The organism is Maridesulfovibrio sp. (genome assembly GCF_963678865.1).
Taxonomy (GTDB): domain Bacteria; phylum Desulfobacterota; class Desulfovibrionia; order Desulfovibrionales; family Desulfovibrionaceae; genus Maridesulfovibrio.
Map to the genome: position 1 here is coordinate 3,488,072 of NZ_OY787459.1, position 21,583 is coordinate 3,509,654.

At 47.1% G+C, this 21,583-nt stretch carries 16 protein-coding genes and 7 tRNA genes; 8 read left to right on the forward strand and 15 right to left on the reverse strand.

Annotated elements, in window-relative coordinates:
- Positions 1 to 242 precede the first annotated feature (242 nt).
- Positions 243 to 776, reverse strand: coding sequence for an HD domain-containing protein (locus tag ACKU41_RS15980; RefSeq protein WP_321402203.1), 534 nt, complete (start codon positions 774 to 776; stop codon positions 243 to 245).
- Positions 777 to 875: 99 nt separating this feature from the next.
- Positions 876 to 1,772 (reverse strand): LysR family transcriptional regulator, encoded by an 897-nt coding sequence (locus ACKU41_RS15985; protein ID WP_321402205.1) that lies wholly within the window; start codon positions 1,770 to 1,772, stop codon positions 876 to 878.
- 97 nt (positions 1,773 to 1,869) lie between these two features.
- Between ACKU41_RS15985 and ACKU41_RS15990 the strand changes: the two genes are divergently transcribed.
- Together ACKU41_RS15990 and ACKU41_RS15995 are read left to right on the forward strand one after the other, a co-directional pair.
- Positions 1,870 to 2,283 carry a hypothetical protein gene (locus ACKU41_RS15990; RefSeq protein ID WP_321402207.1) on the forward strand — a complete coding sequence of 138 codons (414 nt, stop codon included), beginning with the start codon at positions 1,870 to 1,872 and terminating at the stop codon, positions 2,281 to 2,283.
- A 15-nt stretch (positions 2,284 to 2,298) separates the two neighbouring features.
- Complete coding sequence (locus ACKU41_RS15995; protein ID WP_321402209.1) at positions 2,299 to 3,105, forward strand: nitroreductase family protein; 807 nt, start codon at positions 2,299 to 2,301, stop codon at positions 3,103 to 3,105.
- Between the two features lie 69 nt (positions 3,106 to 3,174).
- Here the strand turns inward: ACKU41_RS15995 and ACKU41_RS16000 are convergent.
- The 10 genes from ACKU41_RS16000 to ACKU41_RS16045 all read right to left on the reverse strand — a co-directional run bounded on the left by ACKU41_RS16000 (position 3,175) and on the right by ACKU41_RS16045 (position 8,478).
- A tRNA-Glu gene (locus tag ACKU41_RS16000) sits at positions 3,175 to 3,252 on the reverse strand.
- Between the two features lie 96 nt (positions 3,253 to 3,348).
- Positions 3,349 to 3,426: transfer RNA gene (locus ACKU41_RS16005), tRNA-Glu, on the reverse strand.
- A 95-nt stretch (positions 3,427 to 3,521) separates the two neighbouring features.
- Positions 3,522 to 3,599, reverse strand: a tRNA-Glu gene (locus tag ACKU41_RS16010).
- Between the two features lie 63 nt (positions 3,600 to 3,662).
- Positions 3,663 to 3,737: transfer RNA gene (locus tag ACKU41_RS16015), tRNA-Gln, on the reverse strand.
- Positions 3,738 to 3,840: 103 nt separating this feature from the next.
- Positions 3,841 to 7,020, reverse strand: coding sequence for a S8 family serine peptidase (locus ACKU41_RS16020; protein ID WP_321402211.1), 3,180 nt, complete (start codon positions 7,018 to 7,020; stop codon positions 3,841 to 3,843).
- 137 nt (positions 7,021 to 7,157) lie between these two features.
- Positions 7,158 to 7,235, reverse strand: a tRNA-Glu gene (locus ACKU41_RS16025).
- Between the two features lie 96 nt (positions 7,236 to 7,331).
- Positions 7,332 to 7,409: transfer RNA gene (locus ACKU41_RS16030), tRNA-Glu, on the reverse strand.
- 21 nt (positions 7,410 to 7,430) lie between these two features.
- Positions 7,431 to 7,505: transfer RNA gene (locus tag ACKU41_RS16035), tRNA-Gln, on the reverse strand.
- Positions 7,506 to 7,590: 85 nt separating this feature from the next.
- Positions 7,591 to 7,938 (reverse strand): hypothetical protein, encoded by a 348-nt coding sequence (locus ACKU41_RS16040; protein WP_319778531.1) that lies wholly within the window; start codon positions 7,936 to 7,938, stop codon positions 7,591 to 7,593.
- A gap of 36 nt (positions 7,939 to 7,974) precedes the next feature.
- Positions 7,975 to 8,478: a DUF721 domain-containing protein gene (locus ACKU41_RS16045; protein ID WP_319778532.1), complete on the reverse strand. Its 504-nt coding sequence runs from the start codon at positions 8,476 to 8,478 to the stop codon at positions 7,975 to 7,977.
- 250 nt (positions 8,479 to 8,728) lie between these two features.
- Here ACKU41_RS16045 and ACKU41_RS16050 point away from each other — a divergent pair, with 250 nt between their 5' ends.
- The 6 genes from ACKU41_RS16050 to ACKU41_RS16075 all read left to right on the forward strand — a co-directional run bounded on the left by ACKU41_RS16050 (position 8,729) and on the right by ACKU41_RS16075 (position 16,249).
- Positions 8,729 to 9,640 carry a metalloregulator ArsR/SmtB family transcription factor gene (locus tag ACKU41_RS16050; protein WP_321402213.1) on the forward strand — a complete coding sequence of 304 codons (912 nt, stop codon included), beginning with the start codon at positions 8,729 to 8,731 and terminating at the stop codon, positions 9,638 to 9,640.
- A 34-nt stretch (positions 9,641 to 9,674) separates the two neighbouring features.
- The gene (gene ahcY, locus ACKU41_RS16055; RefSeq protein ID WP_321402215.1) at positions 9,675 to 11,093 is read left to right on the forward strand and encodes an adenosylhomocysteinase; all 1,419 of its coding nucleotides are present in this window, start codon (positions 9,675 to 9,677) and stop codon (positions 11,091 to 11,093) included.
- A 165-nt stretch (positions 11,094 to 11,258) separates the two neighbouring features.
- Positions 11,259 to 12,845: a hypothetical protein gene (locus ACKU41_RS16060; protein ID WP_321402217.1), complete on the forward strand. Its 1,587-nt coding sequence runs from the start codon at positions 11,259 to 11,261 to the stop codon at positions 12,843 to 12,845.
- A gap of 290 nt (positions 12,846 to 13,135) precedes the next feature.
- Positions 13,136 to 14,596: a DEAD/DEAH box helicase gene (locus ACKU41_RS16065; protein WP_321402219.1), complete on the forward strand. Its 1,461-nt coding sequence runs from the start codon at positions 13,136 to 13,138 to the stop codon at positions 14,594 to 14,596.
- A gap of 246 nt (positions 14,597 to 14,842) precedes the next feature.
- Positions 14,843 to 15,106: an RNA-binding protein gene (locus ACKU41_RS16070; RefSeq protein WP_319778537.1), complete on the forward strand. Its 264-nt coding sequence runs from the start codon at positions 14,843 to 14,845 to the stop codon at positions 15,104 to 15,106.
- A 147-nt stretch (positions 15,107 to 15,253) separates the two neighbouring features.
- On the forward strand, positions 15,254 to 16,249 hold the full coding sequence (locus ACKU41_RS16075) for an NADase-type glycan-binding domain-containing protein (RefSeq protein ID WP_321402222.1): 996 nt from the start codon (positions 15,254 to 15,256) through the stop codon (positions 16,247 to 16,249).
- 124 nt (positions 16,250 to 16,373) lie between these two features.
- On the opposite strand, the gene ACKU41_RS16080 is transcribed toward ACKU41_RS16075, so the two are convergent.
- From ACKU41_RS16080 to ACKU41_RS16090, 3 genes are all read right to left on the reverse strand, one after another.
- A complete protein-coding gene (locus ACKU41_RS16080; protein WP_321402224.1) occupies positions 16,374 to 17,597 on the reverse strand; it encodes an aromatic amino acid transport family protein in 1,224 nt (407 codons plus the stop codon).
- 75 nt (positions 17,598 to 17,672) lie between these two features.
- Entirely contained in the window at positions 17,673 to 19,091 is a 1,419-nt protein-coding gene (aspA, locus tag ACKU41_RS16085; protein WP_319778542.1) for an aspartate ammonia-lyase, read from the reverse strand.
- A 185-nt stretch (positions 19,092 to 19,276) separates the two neighbouring features.
- Positions 19,277 to 21,571: a GGDEF domain-containing protein gene (locus ACKU41_RS16090; RefSeq protein WP_321402226.1), complete on the reverse strand. Its 2,295-nt coding sequence runs from the start codon at positions 21,569 to 21,571 to the stop codon at positions 19,277 to 19,279.
- Positions 21,572 to 21,583 lie beyond the last annotated feature (12 nt).

The window sequence follows — 21,583 nt, forward strand, 5'->3', positions numbered from 1 at the left end:
GCTTGTTCTGCGGTTTTTGTTTATCCCATCAGTATGTATCTGATCAGTATATCATAAAAGTTGCGATATTGTTACGTTTTTGTGACCAAGTATGGTGATGAAAAATAAAGATACAGAGCTGGATTGATCAGGTATTATGTATGGTACACCCAAGAGGTGGGACAAGGCCAGCATGAATTTCTAAAAAAACCCGGAACCATCTTGGATTCCGGGTTTTTTTGCTGTGAGTCAGGGTGGGAAATTTATTCTTCGGCAATAGCCAGCTCTTCGAGGTTCTTGCCTGTTTCCTGCTCAATGGATGTCTTGATGCGCAGGGCGTTTTCTTTGCTGTGTTTCAATTGGGACAGCAACCGGGCGTCGGTGCAGGATTTAATTTTATGGTCAAACATATAAACAACGGTAACCATCTGTTCGCCTTTGACCAATTTGTCGGCAATAAAGACGATTTCCTTTTCCGTAACCGGGAGCTCTCCCGAGTATTCAATATTATTATGGGCAGCAATAATATCCGCTACTTCGCCATAGCCTTGTTTTCGCACTATCTCTGCTCCGGCGGAAGCATGTTCCGGTTGTCCTTTGGCTATGTCGTGCAGCAGGGCAGCAGCCGTAATCAGAGCCAGATTCGGGCCTCTATCGCGCAGCCATTTCAGGTCGCGCCCGATGCGTCTTGCTACATCGCGGACTATTCGTGAGTGCTTAACGGTCTTTTCCGGGGTATTGCAGGAGGCAAGGAGCTGTTCACATTGTTCGGGGGTTGGGATGTTGGGATGTGTCAACTATAGGTTCCTTCTGATTGTATGATTTCGGTTCAGAAAAGATTGAAGAAATAAAATTACCGGGCAATGTCAAGGTTTCCCGATTGATAAAAGTTGCGGTCAGGCTGAATTCCTTTCAATCCGTTCCCGGTAAAATTCAATAAAATTCTGCACCAGCGGGGTTATGCGTTCGGGATTCCAGATCATGCCGATTTCGAAGGGGGGCAGCTCTATTTCCAAGGGTTTGAGGGCGATGCCGTCGGGAATGGTTCCTGCGGAATCACTGTTGATTACTGTCCAGCCGTGTCCGGCAGCCACAAACACGTTTCCGGTGTGCTTACGCTCATACTGCATGCCGATTTTCAGCTCGAGGTCTTTTTCGGCGAAAATGCGCTGCATCTCTTTTACGCGCATGCGGCAGTATGAATCTGTGCTGCAAATGTAAGGCAGTTCTGAAATATCCTTCAAGGTCAGTACATCCTTTTTTGCCAGCGGGTGGTTGGCGGGGATGGCAGCACAGGTTCTGGAATTGTGTACGATCATACTTTCGAGACCCTTGGTGTCGACCAGATTCATGGTAACAAAACCCACATGGCGGGTTCCTTCCTTGACTGCATTGACTTGGAAATATGTATTTTCATCATGTAGGCAGACCTCCACATCAGGATATTGCCCGATGAAATCACCCATTATGTGCGGGAATGCCGAAGACAGGGCCAGATAAATGAAGCTTATCTTCAGCTTGCCTGCAGTTCCGTTTCCCATTGCTTGCAATGTTGTTTTGGAACGGTCCATGACGGCCAACATCTCCTTGGCTTCTTTCAGGAAATACCTGCCTTCTTCTGTAAGCTCAACCTTACGGTTGGTGCGCTTGAAAAGCGTAACTTCAAGCTCCTCCTCAAGCTTTTGAATTTGTCTGCTGAGCGGAGGTTGTTGAATATGGAGTTTTTCCGCTGCTTTTCCGAAATGAAGTTCCTCTGCAAGAGCTTTGAAATACCGAAGTTGACGTATTCTCACAATGATACCTTTTAGGTCTTAAAAATGGATTAAATGGTATTGGATTTGTATTATATCTTGCCGTAGCTTAAATCAAACACAAATTGGAGTTCTTAAAATGTATGGACAATATTTTTCAGATTTTGTGCGTCGAGGTGCTGTAACGGCCTTATTTGTGATGCTTTTTATGGGATTGATCGTGGAATATTCTGTTGCGGGGATGCTGGTGGCAGAAGGTAAACATAGTCATTACGTCGCCAATCAGGAAGAGGGCGTTGTCTATATTGTGTATGGCGATGGAGAGTGGGTTCAGTTCGCGGACGGATTCGGGTATATCAGCGGGCTTTGCTCTGCTCCCGACAAATCTCTTTATGTTCTGTCCGGATCGCAGCGCAGGCTGTATCGAGTAGCCGCTGACGGCATGGTGCAGACGGTCTGCAAGGTCGGTTCCTCACCTCAGGCTATTTTTGTGGATCGGGACGGGGATGTGAAATTTGTGCAGCGCAAGGGCGTTGTGACTGAGATTAAGTAGATAGGACAACCTCTTATGTTGATTAAAGTGGATACAGATAGCTGTGTGCAGTGCGGAATTTGTGTGAAAGCATGTCCTGTGGGAGTGATTACATTCGGTAATTCAGGGCCGGAGGCTCTTTCCGAAAATGGTTGTAACCGTTGCGGGCATTGCGTTGCTGTCTGCCCGAAGGATGCTCTTAGGCATAGATATGTGGATATTTCAAAGCAGAAGGTTATTGATTCGTATCCTGTTATTGATGCGGAAACGGCCGAAAACTTTTTGCGTTCCCGACGTTCAATCCGGTATTACAAAAAGAAGTCAGTGCCTCGTGAGCAACTTCTTCAACTTGTTGATATTGCCCGATTCGCACCCTCAGCCAGCAATTCGCAGAGCGTTTCATACTATATAATTGAGAACCGCACTGTGCTGGATGAGTTGCTGGAGTCAGTTATGGAGTGGATGGAAAAGCAGATTGCAACAGGTGAGTTTCATCATAGTTTTCCGATTCACGTAGATTCATGGAAGAATGGAAAGGATCCTGTTTTTAGGGGGGCTCCCCATCTTATTGTTGCCGCTGCTCCTAGGGAATTAAAGAATAGGCGTGACAATACCGTGCTCAACTTGGCCTATCTGGAATTGTATGCCGGATCTGCAGGTCTCGGCAGTTGCTGGGCCGGTCTTTTTGAGTTTTTTGCAGCTGATAATGAAGAGTTTGTTTCCAAGCGGTTGGGATTGAAAAAAGGGCTGGTTCTGAGCGGAGCTGTAATGGTCGGATTTTCTGCTGAACGGTATTTAAAGCTTGTGGAGCGAAATCAGCTTCAGGTTTCATGGGTGGAATGATTTTGCGGAATGTTTCCGTAAAGAAAAAAAGGATTGAATCTTGCGATTCAATCCTTTTTTTATGAAAAGTGGCGTCCCCAAGGGGATTTGAACCCCTGTCGCCTGCGTGAAAGGCAGGTGTCCTGGGCCAGGCTAGACGATGGGGACGCATCTAAAATAGCTACCTGCTTCAGTGGCCTGAATCACTTTTGGCGAAGCGGGATTTTTATATAAAGACCTGTCTATGCAAGTCGTTTTTACTGATGGCGTCCCCAAGGGGATTTGAACCCCTGTCGCCTGCGTGAAAGGCAGGTGTCCTGGGCCAGGCTAGACGATGGGGACGCATCTAAAATAGTTACCAGCTTCAGTGGCCTGAATCACTTTTGGCGAAGCGGGATTTTATATAAAGACCTGACTATGCAAGTCGTTTTTACTGATGGCGTCCCCAAGGGGATTTGAACCCCTGTCGCCTGCGTGAAAGGCAGGTGTCCTGGGCCAGGCTAGACGATGGGGACGCATCTGTATAAAAGACCCGCTTCAGTAGCCTGATACTTAATGAAGCGGGTAAAAATTTTTGCTGGCTGGGACACAAGGACTCGAACCTTGATTAACGGAACCAGAACCCGTCGTCCTGCCAATTGAACGATGTCCCAGCAGCGAGAAAACCTTTTATGTAGAATTGAGGTTACTGTCAACAAGAAAGTAAGACTTTTTGTAAAAAAGTGAAGGTTCCCACTGTAGCAAAAGCGGGAAGTCCTAAAACTGTTTGTGCCTTCTGGCTAAATATCCGATCGCGGCGATCAGGAGAAGTATGATTTCTGTGCCTCCCGAAGAGCCTGTTGAGAGCGTGCAGCCGGTAGATCCCCCCGAAGATCCTGTTGCTCCGGAAGCCGTTCCCGATGCCGTCAGCAGGGATGGGTCCCTGATGGCGTTTACTGTTGAGTTAAGGTCGAAGTTGCCGTTGTCCTCTACAACTATATTTACCATGTAAGTACTGTCGGCACTAACCGATTCATCTGTTGTTAATACGTTGCCGGTCAGGTCTGATAGCCACCAGTTCCCGTCGTTGAATGTTCCGAAGTCAGAATATGTAAAATCTAAAGTTGTGTTGTCATCCTTGAGTTTCAAGAGTTTAAATGTGGACACCTTGCGGTCGCGGTCGGCTGTGATGGGGTATGAGAATGAGGCCAGCGAATCCTGTCCAGCAGCGGGATTGATAGTCATGGTTGAGTCTATTTTTTCCCCTACGGGTGAGACTGAGTTGATTTGATACCTGCTTTCAAGTTCAGTGGCGCCCAGCGGTTCGGTGGACTGGGATAGTATTGTTGTGTCCGGGACGGTCTGCGGTTTTGCGGTAATCGGGGCCACACTGCTTGGTATTTCACCGTTAAGTCCGCTAATGACAAGTGCATATGGTTGCGGTCCATCTGGTATATTGTAACCTTGTACGGTAAAGGTCCACCTGCCTTTTTCCGGTTTATCCACTATTATGCCTACTGCGTTGTTGACCCGGTCAAAGCTGTTGGAAGTCGGGTATTTGTACGTTTCAATATCGACCTGAAACGGTTTGAGTGCTGTTTTTTCGATAGTGGATTGCCCTAAGCTGCTTTGATAGATATAGCGTTGATTTGTGGCAGGGGAGGCGGAGGTTGTTTTGAATTCAATGTTATAAAGAAGGGGTTGAAGTCTGAGGTACATTTTCTTTGATTTGCTTGTCGGGCATGGTTGATAGCCGGTGAAAACCAGTTCTGTTGAACCTTGCGCAAATTGGTCGTGATAACCGCTGATTCCATAAAACTCTTCGCCGTCTAATACCATTATTGTAACTGAGATAAGGGTGTTCTCTGCGAGAGGGGCGCTTAGAGGTATGGTTATTTTTGAAAAACCAGAAATATCGTCCGGGAATGCGGGAAGCTCGACAAGAAGGCCTTTGCCGGCAGCAAGGGGTTCACTGCCCCCATCCGAGGGATAGGATACGGTAGCCGAGGTTTCAAGGGGCAGGCGCGCATTGTTCGGGTAATGGATTTGCCCTGAAGGAGACCGGGCCATCAGGTCCAGATCGTTGACCAGACTGTTGTTTGAAATCTCGCTTCCGGCCTGATCGGTCCATACAAGATGCGCTTTGAGCGGCCGACTTGAGTCTTGAACGTCAAAAGTGAAAGATTTTGAATAGCCGGTGGTGACTGTCTCGCTTGTCATGTCATAATAATTGATGGCAAACGGCGATTTCGGAGACAGAGCTTCCCGGACATTAAGCAGACCCCAGCCGCATACGCTGTTCGGAACTGAGAGGATTTCCCGGTATTCACCAGATCCGTATTGGCCGTTTCCCATATCTTTAGCACTGTTGAGTAAAATAGCTTTCATCAGTGCAGCTGAGGGGGTGTTCATGCCCTTTTCTTTTTGCAGGTATTCCCTGACGAGAGCCGCAGCCCCGGCTACCTGCGGGGCTGCCATGCTTGTACCTGCCTTGTTCACGTAGGGTGCGGTTTCCCAATTTTCGTATGTTGTCGACATTACGCTACTGGCCGGGGCCAGAATATCAGGTTTGTATCGTCCGTCCAAAGTCGGGCCCCTTGAGCTGAATGCTGCAACACCTACTGTGCAGTTTGCACGATAGTCTGTAAGGACAGGCATACTCAAAGTCCAGCCGATCGAGCCGGGATTGGAAAAATCAGGCCATTTGATGTTTTCTGACGGACGGTAGCTTTCGGAAGCGCCTACGATAATCATATTTTTTGCTGTAGAGTCGGGGTTTATGGAACTTTTATCTATTATCCCGTCTCGATTCGCATCCGTGCCCCTGTTTCCGGCTGCGGTTATGGTTAGAAAGTCTTTTTTATTGAAAAGATAGTTGTCTATAATTCTGGATACGTCAGAATTAAATCTCAGACTGGTCGTTGATATACGGGCGTTCAGGTCATAGGCTTGCGTATAGGTGGCCAGATAGTCGGCTGTGGCATAACTGTGCTGTTCGCCAAATGCTGCTTGAAATATGAGTGTCGCCTTTGGAGCTATGCCGGCATAACAGGTGTCCGGAAAGCTGTTTTCCGCCGGTTTTGCTCCGGACATAATGCCATTGCCAAGTACGGTTCCGGCCACATGGGTGCCGTGTCCGTTGTAGTCATCCAGTCTTCCGGTGGTGTTAAATATTGCAGCGATCAGGACAGCTACCCTGTTACCTCCGTTTCCATCGGAAAAATCCGGGTGCAGGTTGTTGATGTCTCCACCGCATAGACCGGAGTCAAGAACAGCAACTGTCTGACCTTCTCCGTAGTATCCAAGATCAGCACCGACACCACGCGCTCCGGTGATAAGGGAGGCCGTGTCATTGTTGAATGTTATTTCTATCGGGGTAGAGATCCACTTAATCCCGGCTATTTTCGCGACAGGGTAAAGTTGAGTGCTTTCAATGTTGATTTCAATGAAATGGGTGCTGCCGGAGTTGCTTACGGAATTTATAACTCCGCCGAGCGCAGTGATGGCAGTGCAGATCCTTTCCGCATCTTCATTTTTAAACGTGGTAATAACGAATGTTTTGTCTCCAGAGCCGGATGTGGCAAGTTCCATCGCTGCTGAACTGATAATGAATTCCGGTGATAGTGGTGTGATGCTGGAAACAAAAGGAAAGGAAAGAATAGTGCCGGTATTTTTGTTTTTGGTGCGGCAGATGAACGCAAAGTCCGGTACATAATCTAGAATGTCCACACCTATCCGGGTTAATTCTGATTTCCATTGTTCGTGAACTGGTCCAGTGAATTGAACGATACAGTATTCAATTTGGAGATCATTGTTGGTCGGAAGTATTTGTTCTGTGTCTGGAGTGATGTTCTGATTGTGTAGACGCAGTTTTTTTGCGTCTACATGTGGAGAAATGGTTAAAATTGCCATCGCGGTGAAAAGTATGGCGAATAGTAATGATCCTGCTTTGTGCACTCTCCAGTCTCCACTAAGCTAACGTTGGTTTTGTTCTGCAATTACAAGAAATATATTGATATGATATATGCGCTGGAGGCGTCAATGCTGTGAAAACGAAAAAGCCCGATTCTTGCGAATCGGGCTTTGAAATATCGTGGCGTCCCCAAGGGGATTTGAACCCCTGTCGCCTGCGTGAAAGGCAGGTGTCCTGGGCCAGGCTAGACGATGGGGACGCATCTTGAATATGTACCTGCTTCACTATGGCCTTTTAGCGTGAAGCCGGATTTTCGGGTGACTTGATTCTGGCTGGTCAAGTCGATTTTATTGAGTGGCGTCCCCAAGGGGATTTGAACCCCTGTCGCCTGCGTGAAAGGCAGGTGTCCTGGGCCAGGCTAGACGATGGGGACGCATCTCATAAAATTTGTTGTTGGCTGGGACACAAGGACTCGAACCTTGATTAACGGAACCAGAACCCGTCGTCCTGCCAATTGAACGATGTCCCAGCAACGAGAAGAGTGTTTATTTGGAAAGACTCTTCCTGTCAACAACTATTTTCGGTTTTTTGAATATATTCCGAAAATAAAATTATTACAGAGATCTAGAGAGTGCGCGAGTCTGCTTTTTCATTCTGTTGATTTTGCGACGGAGCTGGCAACGCTCTTTGCGGCCTTCAACAGCTTTTTTCTCAATGCGCATTCCTCTCATCTTTCTTTTGATGGAAAGAATCTGGTCTTTGTAAGGGGAGACAGCACCTTCTTCTTCTTCAATTCCCAGATATTCCTTGATGTTGGAAATCAGGGTTTCCTTGTCCATAGCGGAAGCACCGGCGATCAGGGGCATTTTGTTAATGCAGAGCTGACGCAGGTCTTTAGTTGTCATTTTTTCGAGGGGCTTGGTAAGTTCCAGACTCTCGAGGGTGGGGGTTTCTTCACTCATGTTATCCTCCTTAAGGTGGGCTTGGTGCCCTGAAATTTATGATTTTTCAAAAAGGCGGACGTATTTTAGATAACATCTTCCGACCGCCGATTCAGGATCAAATTTGTCTTTCAACCCGCCTAATTTGCCGGGTTTCTTGATCTTGGCGTCCCTGAACTCGGTACGTTGTAATTCGTACCCGTCCAATGGAACCCTGCCGTTTAACAGCTCAAACAGTACCTTGTCAAAGACTTCTTCACCAAAAAACGAATTTATTCTTTCCAGAATTTCCGGGGCAAAATATGAAAGCTCCTGTGCAGCCACAGAGTCATCCGATGCGAGGATGAGGGTCCGTTTGCGGTGGCCCAAGGGCTTGGCGAATTCTGCCAGCTCCCCCATGAGTTCGGGCCATGCCTTCCAAAGCCTCGGGATCATTAACTTGTAATCTCCGTCCATGGTCGAGACATAGTCGCCCATAGCTTCTCCGAGATGACGCACTTTTCGTTGCCGGGGGTGGAAGACACGTTTGCGCGGGCCGTTATATTTTTTTTTTGCTGCCATTTTATATGATATACCCGTAATGTTCTAGGTGAAGCTTCTTTATACATTAAATTTAACCTTGGCAAAAGTTTTCAGAGAGTTCACCGAGATTCATCTGATTTTTCGTCTTGAATATGGCCTTTTTTATGCCTTGCGGGGGATTTAATCGGTGCACATTATTTAGTGCTTGACGCTTTCTGATACTGCGGGTAGTGCTCATTGAGATTTTGTTATATAAAGATGTCGTTATGTTCTGCCGGTGGGGTATTTGATGGAAATTTTGAAATTCAGCAAGGCGTTGTCTGATGAAATCAGGATCAGGCTTTTGGCCATGTTGCGAGACAACGAACTCAATGTCGGTGAGGTTGTTCAGGTTCTGGGCATGTCCCAGCCGCGTGTTTCCCGTCATTTGAAAATCTTGCACGAGAGCGGTCTTCTTGAATCCAGAAGGGAAGGGCTCTGGAATTTCTATCGTCTGGCCCGTTCCGGCAGCGGAAACCGTTTTGCGGAGTCCATCAGTTGGCTCATTGAAAACGAGCCCGAGGTTGAGGAAGACCGTCTCCGGGTGGCCAAAGTGCTGGCTGAACGGAATATGGAGACGCGCAAATTTTTTGATGAAATCGCCGAGGATTGGGAACGCTTGCAGAGCGACGTTTTCGGAGATTTCAATCTGGACAGCGAATTGCTGACTCTTGTGGACCGCTGCAACGTGGGGGTTGATCTCGGTTGCGGAAACGGATCCCTGCTGGAGAGCCTGCTTTCCAAGTGTAAAACTGTCATTGGTGTAGACAGTTCTCCCAAAATGCTGGAACTGGCCGAAAAACGTCTGGGCAACCATCCTGACGTGAGCCTGCGTATCGGTGAACTGACTCACCTGCCCCTGCGCGACTGGGAGGCGGACCTGACCTTTATTTCTATGGTCCTGCATCACCTGCCGCGTCCTGATAAGGCTGTTGCGGAAGCGGCGCGAACCTTGTCCAGCGGCGGAAAACTGGTTATCGCTGACTTCCTCTCCCACTCCAATGAGCGGATGCGCAGTGAATTCGGCGACCGCAGGTTAGGTTTTACAGAAGAAGAACTCAGCGGCTGGATGAAAGATGCCGGACTCGGCTCTATGGATGCCCGCCGTTATCCCGTAAATGAAGGACTTACCGTCCTTGTATGCATATCCGAAAAAAAATAAAATTTGGGCCAAGTGTCCTTAAATGGAGGTTTCCATGTTTAAAGTAGATCCGAAACTTGATTACAAAGTTGCTGACATTTCCCTCGCCGATTGGGGTAACAAGGAAATGCAGCTTTCCGAGCGTGAAATGCCCGGTCTTATGGCTATCCGTGAAAAATACGGTAAAGAAAAGCCCCTCAAGGGCCTGAAAGTCATGGGTTCCCTGCACATGACCATCCAGACCGCAATGCTCATTGAGACCCTGCACGCTCTGGGTGCTGACATCCGCTGGGCTTCCTGCAACATTTTTTCCACTCAGGATCACGCTGCAGCAGCTATCGCAGCCAACGGCACTGCAAAAGTATTCGCATGGAAGGGTGAAACCCTTGAAGAATACTGGTGGTGCACCGAGCAGGCCCTGACCTGGCCCGACGGTTCCGGCCCTGACCTCATCGTTGATGACGGCGGCGACGCAACCCTCCTCATCCATCACGGTGTAAAGGCTGAAAAGGATGCTTCCGTTGCTGACGAGAAGACTGACAACAAAGAATTTCAGTGCGTTCTGGACCGCATCAAACTTTCTCTCGCAGAAACTCCCGGCAAGTGGACCGCCATTGCAGGAAAAGTACGCGGTGTTTCTGAAGAAACAACCACCGGTGTTCACCGCCTCTACCAGATGCAGGAAGCAGGCGAACTGCTCTTCCCTGCAATCAACGTTAACGACTCTGTTACCAAGTCCAAGTTCGATAACCTTTACGGTTGCCGTGAATCACTTGCTGACGGTATCAAACGCGCTACTGACGTAATGATCGCCGGTAAGGTCGTTGTTGTTGTCGGTTACGGCGATGTTGGTAAGGGCTGCGCGCAGTCCATGCGCGGTTTCGGCGCCCGTGTTCTTGTTACTGAGATCGACCCCATCTGCGCACTTCAGGCTGCAATGGAAGGTTTCGAAGTCTGCACCATGGACAAGGCTGTTGAACGCGGTGATGTTTTTGTTACCTGTACCGGTAACTACCACGTTATCAGGGGCGAGCACATTGCACGCATGAAAGATGAAGCAATTATCTGCAACATCGGTCACTTCGATAACGAAATCGAAATGGGTTACCTCGAAAACGACGCCAAGGCACAGAAAATCGAAATCAAGCCTCAGGTTGATAAATGGGTTATGGAATCCGGTAAGTCCGTCATCGTTCTTGCTGAAGGCCGTCTCGTAAACCTCGGTTGTGCTACCGGACACCCCAGTTTTGTAATGTCCAACAGCTTCACCAACCAGGCTCTTGCTCAGATTGATCTCGCTCAGAACGATTACGAGCCCAAAGTAATGATCCTCTCCAAGAAACTCGACGAAGAAGTTGCAAGACTTCACCTCGAGCGTCTTGGTGTAGAGCTTGATGTTCTTTCCGAAGAACAGGCTGCTTACATCAGCGTTGATGTTGAAGGTCCTTACAAGCCTGCTCACTACCGCTACTAATCAGATTCCTTCACGGGATGTTGATTTGAATATAAGATTCCGCAGTGCTTCGGTGCTGCGGAATTTTTTTATGGTTTGCTGGACTAAGGGGCAATAGTGAATATAAACAGAAGCGAGGTTTGTTTTTGGATATAGTTCTTGTGACCAACACCGAGGAGACTGGGAATGCTAAATGAAGGTGAAGTGTTAAAAGGTAAGCTGTTGGATATGGTGTTGGATTCTGAAATAACTAGGACACAAAATGAAATTGAAAGACATTTAGCGCAGTTTGATCCTGATTATGTTTTTGATTTGTCGCATTCTTTTTTTCGGTCTATGGAAGAGTTTATTAATATTTTCTTAGAAACTGAATTTTCTGAGTGTGTCCCAAATAGTATTTTAAACGTTAGATTGGGTAATAGTTATCTTCATAATGAGAGTAATCAGAGAGATGTCGCTGTTTTTTTGATCAATAAGTATGATAAGAGAATTTGCCGAAGAGTTTTGAATTTTTTGATAATGACTAGTGCGTTCAAAGGGGCGGCTGAAGCTAATCATGGAATGGGGTATTTCAAGTATCGTGGCGGACCATTTTCGGTAGGAGAGGCTGCTAAATATTATCAATCAAGACGGAAAACTATTGTTGATCTGTTGTTTTATTTGCCCGGAGTGTGTGTGGGTAATCGTAAGCCTTGCACGGAAGATTTTTTTTATGAATTGATGCATGTTGCTGAAACTGGACTAAGTTCTTTGCATTTAATGAGGACTAAGCAGGTTCTCGCTTTACTGCATAATGATTATGAGGTTACTGTTGTTGATAATGGTCTCTTGGGCAATATGAATTTAGAGGTGCTTGAGGATGGGTTTTATGAACCGCAGCGTATTTCTTTGGTTGATCAGCAGAAATATCGTGAGTCCGACAGCGTCCAGTCTGAATATGAAGATGTCCCTACTGGTGTTCTTTTTTCCGTGCAAGAATTTAGGAATTCAATGAGAATTATCCTGGATCAGGTGGATGATTTCAGGTCAAGAGATCAAGCGAAGCCAGAGACTTCTGCTTTCACTGCTTCTTATTCTTTGTTTATGAAAGTCTATGAAATATTATTGATTGTTTCATCTCATTGTAGTGATGGTTACAATATTGATATGGGATTTGATAAATTTCTTGAGATTGTGACATCTGTTGTTGGTGATAATGTCGATAGTATTTTCAATGTAATGTGTTGTGAGGGGCGTGGTTGGTTTGATCTTGTTGGTACAGAATATTGTTTTATTATTGCTGGTGGTAAGGTAAGGTCTAATGTAAATCTTATGATGCGTTTTTCGCAGTACTTAAGCAATAAAACTCTAGAAAAAAACAAAAAATTTCAAATCAATTCGGGGTTTCTTTTTGAAAAAAAACTTAGAGATATTTTAATAAATAAGGGCTTTAAGTCTGAAAATATTACACGAATAGAGAATAAAGAGTTTGATGTAATTGTTAGTCGTGACAACGTGGTGTATAATTTTCAGTGTAAAAATAATATCCTAAACGTTAGAGATGTTGATGTTAATGTTAAAAGGTTTGTTAGGCACAATAAAAGATTAGTAAATTCATTTAAAAATGCCTTAGAGAAAGAATGTCAACGAGAAGACCTATTGAAAAAAAAGCTAGGGGTAAACTCTGTTTGTCATTATGTTGTTAGCAGATTTCCTGTTTTTTCTGAAAATGATAGTATTATTTCATATAATAAGTTTGAAGAATTTGTAGATGAAATTTTGCTTCAAAATTAATTTTGCCGCTCGAGGTATTTTGGGGGGAAGCTGGTTTGTCGTAATCTCTATTTTATAGTTTCTCTCCCATTCCGCTTTACATTTACCCCATAATAAGTCACTTACACCCACCTCGGCGTGACTGGACGCATGCAAAGATCATATTCTTATTATCCGGAAATCAGCTTCGCTTTTCGAAGCCCTTATCCCCTACGTCCCAGAGATTATTAAGTATTCGGAAATTAATTCCGCAGCACGGTAGCCGTCACGCGCAGCCGTCAGACATAGTCCTTTCACCACTGGATATATTTGTGAGTTTTAAACAATTTTCTTTTGACCGGCGTATTCTGGCCGGAATCAATGCTTGCGGCTATGAAAAGCCGACCCCCATTCAGGAAAAAGCCATCCCCGAAGTGCTCAAAGGGCGCGATGTAATGGGGTTGGCCCAGACCGGAACCGGTAAAACAGCAGCCTTTGCACTGCCCATAATGCAGCGGTTGCTGGAGAACAAAATTTCCGGTCAGGGACCGATCCGAGTGCTCGTACTCGCACCGACCCGCGAGCTTGCCTTGCAGATTCATGAGAATTTTATGGAGCTTGGCGTAGAGGCTGGAATTAGAAGTTCCGCTGTTTTCGGCGGAGTGGGTGCCATGCCCCAGATTCAGGCGGCACGGCGCTCTTCCATTGTTGTTGCCTGTCCCGGACGTTTGCTGGACTTGATGAATCAGGATGTAATCAAACTTGATATGGTGGACACCCTTGTGCTGGACGAGGCCGACCGCATGCTGGATATGGGCTTCCTGCCGGATATCCGCAGGATCATGTCCAAATTGCCCAAACGTCGCCAGAATTTACTTTTTTCTGCGACCATGCCCAATGATATCCGCGACCTTGCGGATAAAATTCTTTATCGCCCGGCAACGGTGCAGGTGGCGAATACTGCTCCGGCCAAGACTGTGGAGCATGCATTTTATCCGGTCAGTCAGCATTTGAAGAACGGCCTGTTGTTCAAGGTACTTGCTGAAACTGATTATGACAGCCTGCTCATTTTTACCAGAACCAAGCACAAGGCTAAGAATCTTTCCCGCAGATTGGTTGCTCGTGGGCATAAGGCAACATTTCTGCAGGGGAATATGAGCCAGAACCAGCGGCAGCGTTCCTTGGACGGATTTCGGGACGGGACATTCAAAGTTATGGTGGCAACCGATATTGCCGCGCGCGGTATTGATTGCGACCGCATAACCCATGTTATCAACCTCGATATTCCCGATACCGCCGAGACTTATACCCATCGCATAGGCAGGACCGGACGGGCAGGGCGCAGCGGCAGTGCTTTTACTTTCGTTACCCGCGATGATCTGCGTCTGATGCGCGAGATTGAAAAAGCTGTTGGCTATCCCATTGAGCACCGCACTCTGGAAGATTTTGATTACGATAAACCCAACACCCATCCTGATACAGATAAAGGGTACAGCCGCAAACCCGCCGCAGCTCGCAAACCTGAGGGGGGCCGTAAGCCGGGGAGAGGCCGCAAACCTGCTGAAGCCGGCAGTGTTGATGATGCCCGTAATGCAGGGGAAGGCCGCAAGCAAGGCGGTAGACGCAAACCGGGGAGCGGACCTGCAAAACATTCAGATGAAAGGCGTGATTCCCGCCCCGTCAATAAGCGTAAACCCGGCAGCTCCAAGAACAGTGATGATGAAGGTGTAAAACGCAAAACAGGTCGGCCTTCAAGAAAACGCCGCCGTCCATCACGTTTTTCTAAAGTATAATCAGCAGTTTTTTTATCGACGCTGAGATTGTTTATATGGAAATAATTTATTTTTGAAATATTTCCCTTGACTTTTATAGGGAAGTAGTCAAACAGTGTATTCAGTCGCCAGCGGCCTCTGCGAAGGAAGTTGGTTTTAGTTCGAACAGGTATATCAAGGAGCAGTGTACGCATCTTGTGCGCTGCCCTTTTTTTGTACCTGACGCATTTGCGTGAAAGTTTTTTACATTTTTTAGGAGAATTTTTAATGTCCAAGAACATCTATGTCGGTAACCTGCCCTGGTCTGCAACTGAAGACGAAGTCCGCGCTGCTTTCGAAGCTTACGGTGAAGTTGTATCTGTTAAACTCATCGAAGACAGAGAAACCGGTCGTCCCCGTGGTTTCGGTTTTGTTGAAATGGAAGACGCTGGCGCAATGGATGCTATCGACAATCTGGATGGTAAAGACTTCGGCGGCCGTAACCTTAAGGTTAACGAAGCGAAGCCCCGCGCACCTCGCCCCCGCTGGTAGTCAATATATAGTTTGACTGTCTTTTCGGCCCGCTTTCATTTTGAAGGCGGGCCTTTTGTGTTTTCAGTTGGTTCTCATTTCGCTATAAAAGCAACGGTTTCTTAATTAGCTATCCCCAGCCGGCCTTTATTACCGGAGATTTATCTTATGTTGCGCAAGCTTGTTTTTCTTATTTGTTTATTGATTTCCCCTTCCATGGTTATGGCTCAGCCTTTTCATGTGCGGACTTCTTCTTTTGTTCCCATGGAGTCCGAGACTATTTTTGATGGTAAATATCTCACCGACGGTAATGCCACTACCGGTTGGATAGAAAATAGTGGAGGCAGCGGAACAGGAGAGTGGCTGCACTTTTTTTTCCCGGCACAGGTTATCGTGGATTCAGTGCAGATTGTGAACGGCGGGGAGGGCAGCAAAGTGGGTAAGGTCGCCCGTATCAAGGATGTTTCAGTTTCATTTTCCGGCGGGCAGCGGCAGGAGTTTACCCTTGTGGATTCAGACCAGAAACAGCAGCCCAGAATTCGTAAGTTTCCTACCAACAGTCTCGGTTTGAATATTAATTCTGTTTATAAGCAGAAGGATGTGAAACATGCCGGATTTGCCGAGGTATATATCAAGTACCATCGTATAACCCCGGAAGAGGTGGCAGCTGTTACGGCTTCAAAAAAGGCAAATGTAACAGGAGTTGCCAGCGGGGAGGCGGTAATTGTCAAACCTCGTAAAATGAGCGTGGAAGAGAAAAAAGTACTTTATGAGAAGATGAGTGCGCTTGAGAAGAAGCAGGCCGTGCTCGATGAAATGAAGGTCTTTTTCGATAAATTTTATACCAATTTTGTCACCATGAATGAAGAGTATCCGCGCATGTATACTCAGGATAAATTTTTGTTAGAAAGTTCCACCTTTGAAAATTTCCGGGCAATGCTTGAGAAACGAAAGGTGCTCGATAAATACAAGAGTGCGGTGGTATCCACTTCCGGATTGCGTTTCAGTATTCGTACCTTGACTCCTACACAAGTGGAGCTTTGGGTTAAAGGTGATTATACCGTCATTTACGATATGCAGTCGCACCAGATTACGGAAAATGCCCTGTTTCATTTGAAAAAAGAATACGGGGAATGGAAAGTGAACAGTAAGACCGAGTTTTAAAAAACGGGGGATGATCTCAGATCATCCCCCGCTTTTTTGTTGTATTTATAGAAGTCATGCAGGAGCATTCTGCTCTAGTCTTAAGTGTATGGTTGAACTGGATCTGTATAAGTCCCGAAGATATCTATCTGGTTTGATGGGTCCAGTATTCAACATCCGGGCTGATATGCAGCAGGCCGAATTCCTGCCCCAGTTCAATGAGCAGTACTGCGGCGAAACAGACAATGAGCACCATGCCTGAATATTTTCGTATGGAACCCTCTGGGGAATATTTCCAGACAATCAGTCCGGGAAGGATGCCGAAGATAATGCATTCGCCCACTCCGCCGACGAGGTTGATCGCAATAAGGAAAATATCGGGATAGACCAGTCCGACCAGCAGTGGGGGAATGAACGACAGGCTCCAGATAACGATTCTATTCTCAATGCCGAAATTGCTTGATGCAAGATCGCGCATAAAACTCATAAGCGCGGTTCCGTTAGCCATGAATGATGTGGAGATGGCTGCAACGGCGAAAATGAGAGCTGCATATGTAAATGCGGGGGTCTGGAGCAGTTGTTCCAGCGGAATTGTTGCCGGGTCGTTTTTGCCGAAGGCGGTAATCAGGTCGATATGGGTTTCAGGATTGGAAAGCGGCACTGCGCCGAGAACCACCAGAAGCCATGCCAGATTCATGACCAGTCCGATGGTGGTGCCGCCGATTATGGCGGTGCGGATTTTTGTACGGTCATGGCCCAGCGAACGACATATGCTGGGAATGATGTTATGGAAATGAAAGGCCATAAGCAGCACCGGCAGTCCAGCCGGAATATATGTCCAGTCAAATTTTTCGAGGTTGACTGCGCTTACGTCGGGAACGACCATGAAAACCAGAGCCCCGAAAGTAATCCACATTGCAATTACCATATAGAGGGTGCATTTTTCCATCAACTTCATGCCGAAAGAGGTCATTCCGGTCACCATCAAAAAATATAGGAACATGACTACCGGCTTGGAAAGTGTAGTCTGCAGGCTCATGATGATGGCGGAAATGCCGCAGAGATATGCAACGAGGACGCCGTAAAGAATGATCAGGTTGGCGACAATGGTTACCCATTTTCCGGCATTACCCAGTTCGTCATGGAAGAATGTCGGTAAATCGGCATTTTCACTGGTGGTCAGGCTTTTCTGCTCCGAGTAAATCAGGGCGGTGTAGGTCATGAGCACCCACATGAGCAGTGTGGCGGCGATGGAGGGATAAAATCCTGCTGCGCAGAGGTTTACAGGCAGGGCGAGAATGCCGGCACCGAGCATGTTCCCGACAACAACGAACATCATGGACAGGGTGGATGCTTGTTTTTCCTGCATTATTCGTATCTCCTGTTGAATATCAGTTGAAAAAAAAGCCCGCAGAGCAGAAGCTTTGCGGGCTTTATGGTATTTTTACTTGTTGGTTTCAATTAGGCTCAGGGGATGGGTGTGGACCATGGCCTCAGGTGAAAGTGCTTTATCCAGATCTTCTTTGGACATGTAGCCTTTCTCAATGACAATGTCATACACCGAGCGTCCAGACTTGAGGGCCTCGTTTGCGACTTCGGTTGATTTTTCGTAACCGATGTAAGGATTGAGTGCGGTAACCAGTCCGATGCTGTTTTCCACATAACCGCGGCAGACATCTTCATTGGCGGTTATTCCGGAGATGCAGCGGTCGGCCAGAGTGCGAAAACCCCGGCGCATAATTGTCAGGGAATTTAGCAGGCTGGCGGAGATTACCGGTTCCATGACGTTAAGCTCCAGCTGTCCTGCTTCGGCGGCCATGCTGACGGTTACATCGCTGCCGATGACCGTGAAGGCAATCTGGTTGACCACTTCCGGGATGATGGGGTTGACCTTGCCGGGCATGATTGAAGAACCCGGAGCCATGCGCGGCAGGTTGATTTCATTGAGCCCGCACCTCGGTCCTGAAGAGAGCAGACGCAGGTCATTGCATATTTTGGAAATTTTAACGGCCACGCGTTTGAGTACGCCGGAGAGTTGCACATAGGCTCCGGTATCCTGAGTGGCTTCTACAAGATCCGGGGCCAGCTCAAGATCGAATCCGCTGATTTCTTTAAGCTTCTCAGTGACAATCTGGGCATATTTGGGCGGTGCGTTTAATCCGGTGCCGATGGCTGTTCCGCCCATGTTGATTTCACATATCAGGGCCTTTGCTTCACGTACCCGTTCAATATCTTCCCCGACCATGACCCCGTAGGAAGTGAATTCCTGCCCAAGAGTCATGGGCACTGCATCCTGCAGCTGGGTGCGGCCCATTTTCAGGATATGGGAAAATTCCTTGCCCTTTGCTGCAAAACTTTCCTGCAGGTACTCCATGGATTCAATGAGCTGGTCCATCTTGGCAAGCAGGCTCAGCCTTAGGCAGGTGGGGTACACGTCATTGGTGGACTGGGCCATGTTGACGTGGATGTTGGGGTGCAGATTGTCGTATTCACCGCGTTTGAAGCCTAAATGTTCAAGCCCGATGTTGGCGATGACCTCGTTGGCGTTCATGTTGGTAGATGTTCCGGCTCCGCCCTGAATGATGTCTACAACAAATTGATCATGGTACTTGTCGGCCAGCAGCTCTTCGCAGGCAAAGACAATAGCTTTTGTCTTTTCATCATCAAGTTTACCCAGCTCATTGTTGGTCAGTGCTGCGGCTTTTTTGATCTGGGCCAGTGAATAAATGATATGCGGGTAATGGGAAATGGGTATCCCGGTGATGCGGAAATTTTCGGATGCCCGCATGGTTTGGGCTCCGTAGAGGGCGTCTTCCGGAACTTCCTTTGGGCCAATACAATCGTGCTCATTACGGAATTTCATTTCTTTCTCCAAAGAATTCTAATTTGTTTCTACGGGGGAGAAAGTACCGGATAAAAGGCGGCACAGTATCACCCCGTGTGTATGTTTTAACATATCGTCATAGGGGGTCAATATAACTATATGAAATCTTTGTTTACCCAGTCAGTAACAGGAAATATCCCTTTTTTGTGAAATCTGTATTCAGCTTAAAACGAGAATCCGTTTTTGCCCCGGCTTTTGGCCTTGTACATGGCTTCATCGGCAATGCGGATCAGTCGGTCCTTATCCTCACTGTGGTCCGGGAAGACACTGATGCCGATGCTGACTCCTATTCTGTAGACTTTTTCACCTAAATAAAAGGGCGCACGCATGGAATCGATGATGCGTTGGGCAACCACTTCGATTTCATTGTGTGTTCCCACGTCCTGCAGGATAAAGATGAATTCATCGCCGCCGATGCGCGAGAGGGTGTCGCTGGTACGCAGGCAGTCGCTGAATCTTCCGGAAATTTCTTTGAGTACGGAGTCTCCGGCCATGTGCCCCAATTCATCATTGACCTGTTTGAAATTATCAAGGTCGGCGTAGAGTATTGCAACTTTCAGACGGTTGCGGTTTGCGTGTGAAAGAGCCTGTCTGAGGCGGTCGTCAAAGAGAACCCGGTTCGGTAATCCGGTCAGGTTGTCGAACATAGCCAGACGGCGCATAGTTTCCTCATGCTCCTTGCGTTCGGAGATATCCATGAGAAATCCATCTATACGCATAATATTGCCGTCTTGATCCTTGATGGCCATGATGGATTCGCTGGCCCAGAAAGTGGTTCCGTCCCTGCGTTTGTGTCTGGACTCGAAGTTGTCTGTGTGACCGAATTTGTCAAGGATGGTTAAAAGCCGGTTCCTTTCTCCTGAGACAACGTAACAGTCTTTTGAAATGTTCGAGATGTCTTTAATGAATTTTTCAGGGGAATCGTATCCGTAATATGAAGCCATCTGGCTGTTGACACTGATAAATTTCCCCTGCGGGGTGCTTTGGAAGATTCCCAGCGGTGCAGCGGTTATCAGTGCGCTGTAGTCTTCTTCCGCCTGACGCAGAGCTTTCTCTTCGTTTTTGCGGTCCGTAATATCAAGTATGAATCCGACCAGACCTCCTTCTTCCGGAAGTTGGGTTCCTTTTTCATAAACCCAGCGTTCATTACCGTCACTGCAGATTATACGGTATTCGTATTCAAAAGAGCGGTTGCTGCCCAGAGCCGTGCTGATCTCATTTATCAGTCCTGTACGGTCATCCGGGTGGACGAGATCATAATACATGCTTTTGCCGCCTTTCATGAAGTCTGCTGCATCGTATCCAGTAACCTTGGAAACTTTGGAACTGATATAATGCATTTCATAGGGGTAGCTTACGTCGCATTTATAGATAATCCCCGGTGCATTACCGGCAATTGCTTCAAACAAATTATCCTTGTTTCGCAGTTCTCTGTTCCGGTGAATAAGGATTTGCTGGGCTCTGTGGTGGTAATAAAAGAAAACTATTGCGAAAAAAAGCAGTAGTATAAAGACCAGCATTGCGGCACGTATCGCCCGTGCTGATGCCATGGAACTCGTGGCATCTGTTTCCGGAGCTGAAATAGCAACAATAAGCCTCATTTCACCAAGTTTGGCTGTGTGCCAGGCAACCAGTTTGCGTTCAACATATTTGTCGCGGGTTACAGTAAACGAGTATTCCCCTGTCCCGTATAATTCGTGCAACATACGGGAGTCTATTTTGACCAGCTCCTGATAGCCTTTGTGAAGATCAAAGATGTTTTTGCCCAGTATCTGTGTTTCCTGGTCGAAAACAACAGTCCCGGAACCGTCAACAATGTACCCGGAGCCGAATTTACCAAGCTGCAGCGGTGCTATGTATTTATCGGTGAGCTTGTCCAGATCAATAACAACAGTTAACATTCCGGCAAATTGGTCGTTACTCAAGACCGGCATGACCAGCCCGGCCAGACGCACTTTCTCATTAATAACCGGTTTTGGGGTAATGAAACCGGTGCGCATGCCGGAAACAGCGGAGAAATATTTTTCAGCCCAGGCCTTTGCTAAGTACTGGGCCTGCATCAGTTTCGGTGAATTGATTTCAGAAGTCAGCGGCTCTTTGTGGGGAGAGGTATGAAAGCTCAGCAGAAAGAGTGAGGAGAGATTATTTTGTTTAATTTTGAACAGACGTTTAATGGATTCAGCTGAACGTTTTCCGGTAATGAAATCAACCAGAGAATATTTTGCCAGTGTAGCAGATTTGTCAATCAGACTGTCCAGCTTGTCTTCCAGAGCGGTAGCAACAAGTCTTGCCTGCATGGCTTGTTGCTCATTGAAGATCCTCTCCTGATCGTGGATGGACATGGTGTCCAGCCTGATGCAGAGGTAGCTGGCAACTCCCAGAATTGTGATCAGGGGAATAATCAGCTTGAGAGGAATCCATCTGCTGAAGAAGAATTTTGTCTTGTCTGAGAGATTCAAATTATGCTCCGG

What these genes read in the sequence shown, in the direction of transcription:
- ACKU41_RS16070 (WP_319778537.1), top strand. Translation starts at nt 14,843, where the DNA reads ATGTCCAAGAACATCTATGTCGGTAACCTGCCCTGGTCTGCAACTGAA.
- ACKU41_RS16075 (WP_321402222.1), top strand. Translation starts at nt 15,254, where the DNA reads ATGTTGCGCAAGCTTGTTTTTCTTATTTGTTTATTGATTTCCCCTTCC.
- ACKU41_RS16045 (WP_319778532.1), bottom strand. Translation starts at nt 8,478, where the DNA reads ATGGCAGCAAAAAAAAAATATAACGGCCCGCGCAAACGTGTCTTCCAC.
- ACKU41_RS16050 (WP_321402213.1), top strand. Translation starts at nt 8,729, where the DNA reads ATGGAAATTTTGAAATTCAGCAAGGCGTTGTCTGATGAAATCAGGATC.
- ACKU41_RS16040 (WP_319778531.1), bottom strand. Translation starts at nt 7,938, where the DNA reads ATGAGTGAAGAAACCCCCACCCTCGAGAGTCTGGAACTTACCAAGCCC.
- ahcY (WP_321402215.1), top strand. Translation starts at nt 9,675, where the DNA reads ATGTTTAAAGTAGATCCGAAACTTGATTACAAAGTTGCTGACATTTCC.
- ACKU41_RS15995 (WP_321402209.1), top strand. Translation starts at nt 2,299, where the DNA reads ATGTTGATTAAAGTGGATACAGATAGCTGTGTGCAGTGCGGAATTTGT.
- ACKU41_RS16080 (WP_321402224.1), bottom strand. Translation starts at nt 17,597, where the DNA reads ATGCAGGAAAAACAAGCATCCACCCTGTCCATGATGTTCGTTGTTGTC.
- aspA (WP_319778542.1), bottom strand. Translation starts at nt 19,091, where the DNA reads ATGAAATTCCGTAATGAGCACGATTGTATTGGCCCAAAGGAAGTTCCG.
- ACKU41_RS15990 (WP_321402207.1), top strand. Translation starts at nt 1,870, where the DNA reads ATGTATGGACAATATTTTTCAGATTTTGTGCGTCGAGGTGCTGTAACG.
- ACKU41_RS16060 (WP_321402217.1), top strand. Translation starts at nt 11,259, where the DNA reads ATGCTAAATGAAGGTGAAGTGTTAAAAGGTAAGCTGTTGGATATGGTG.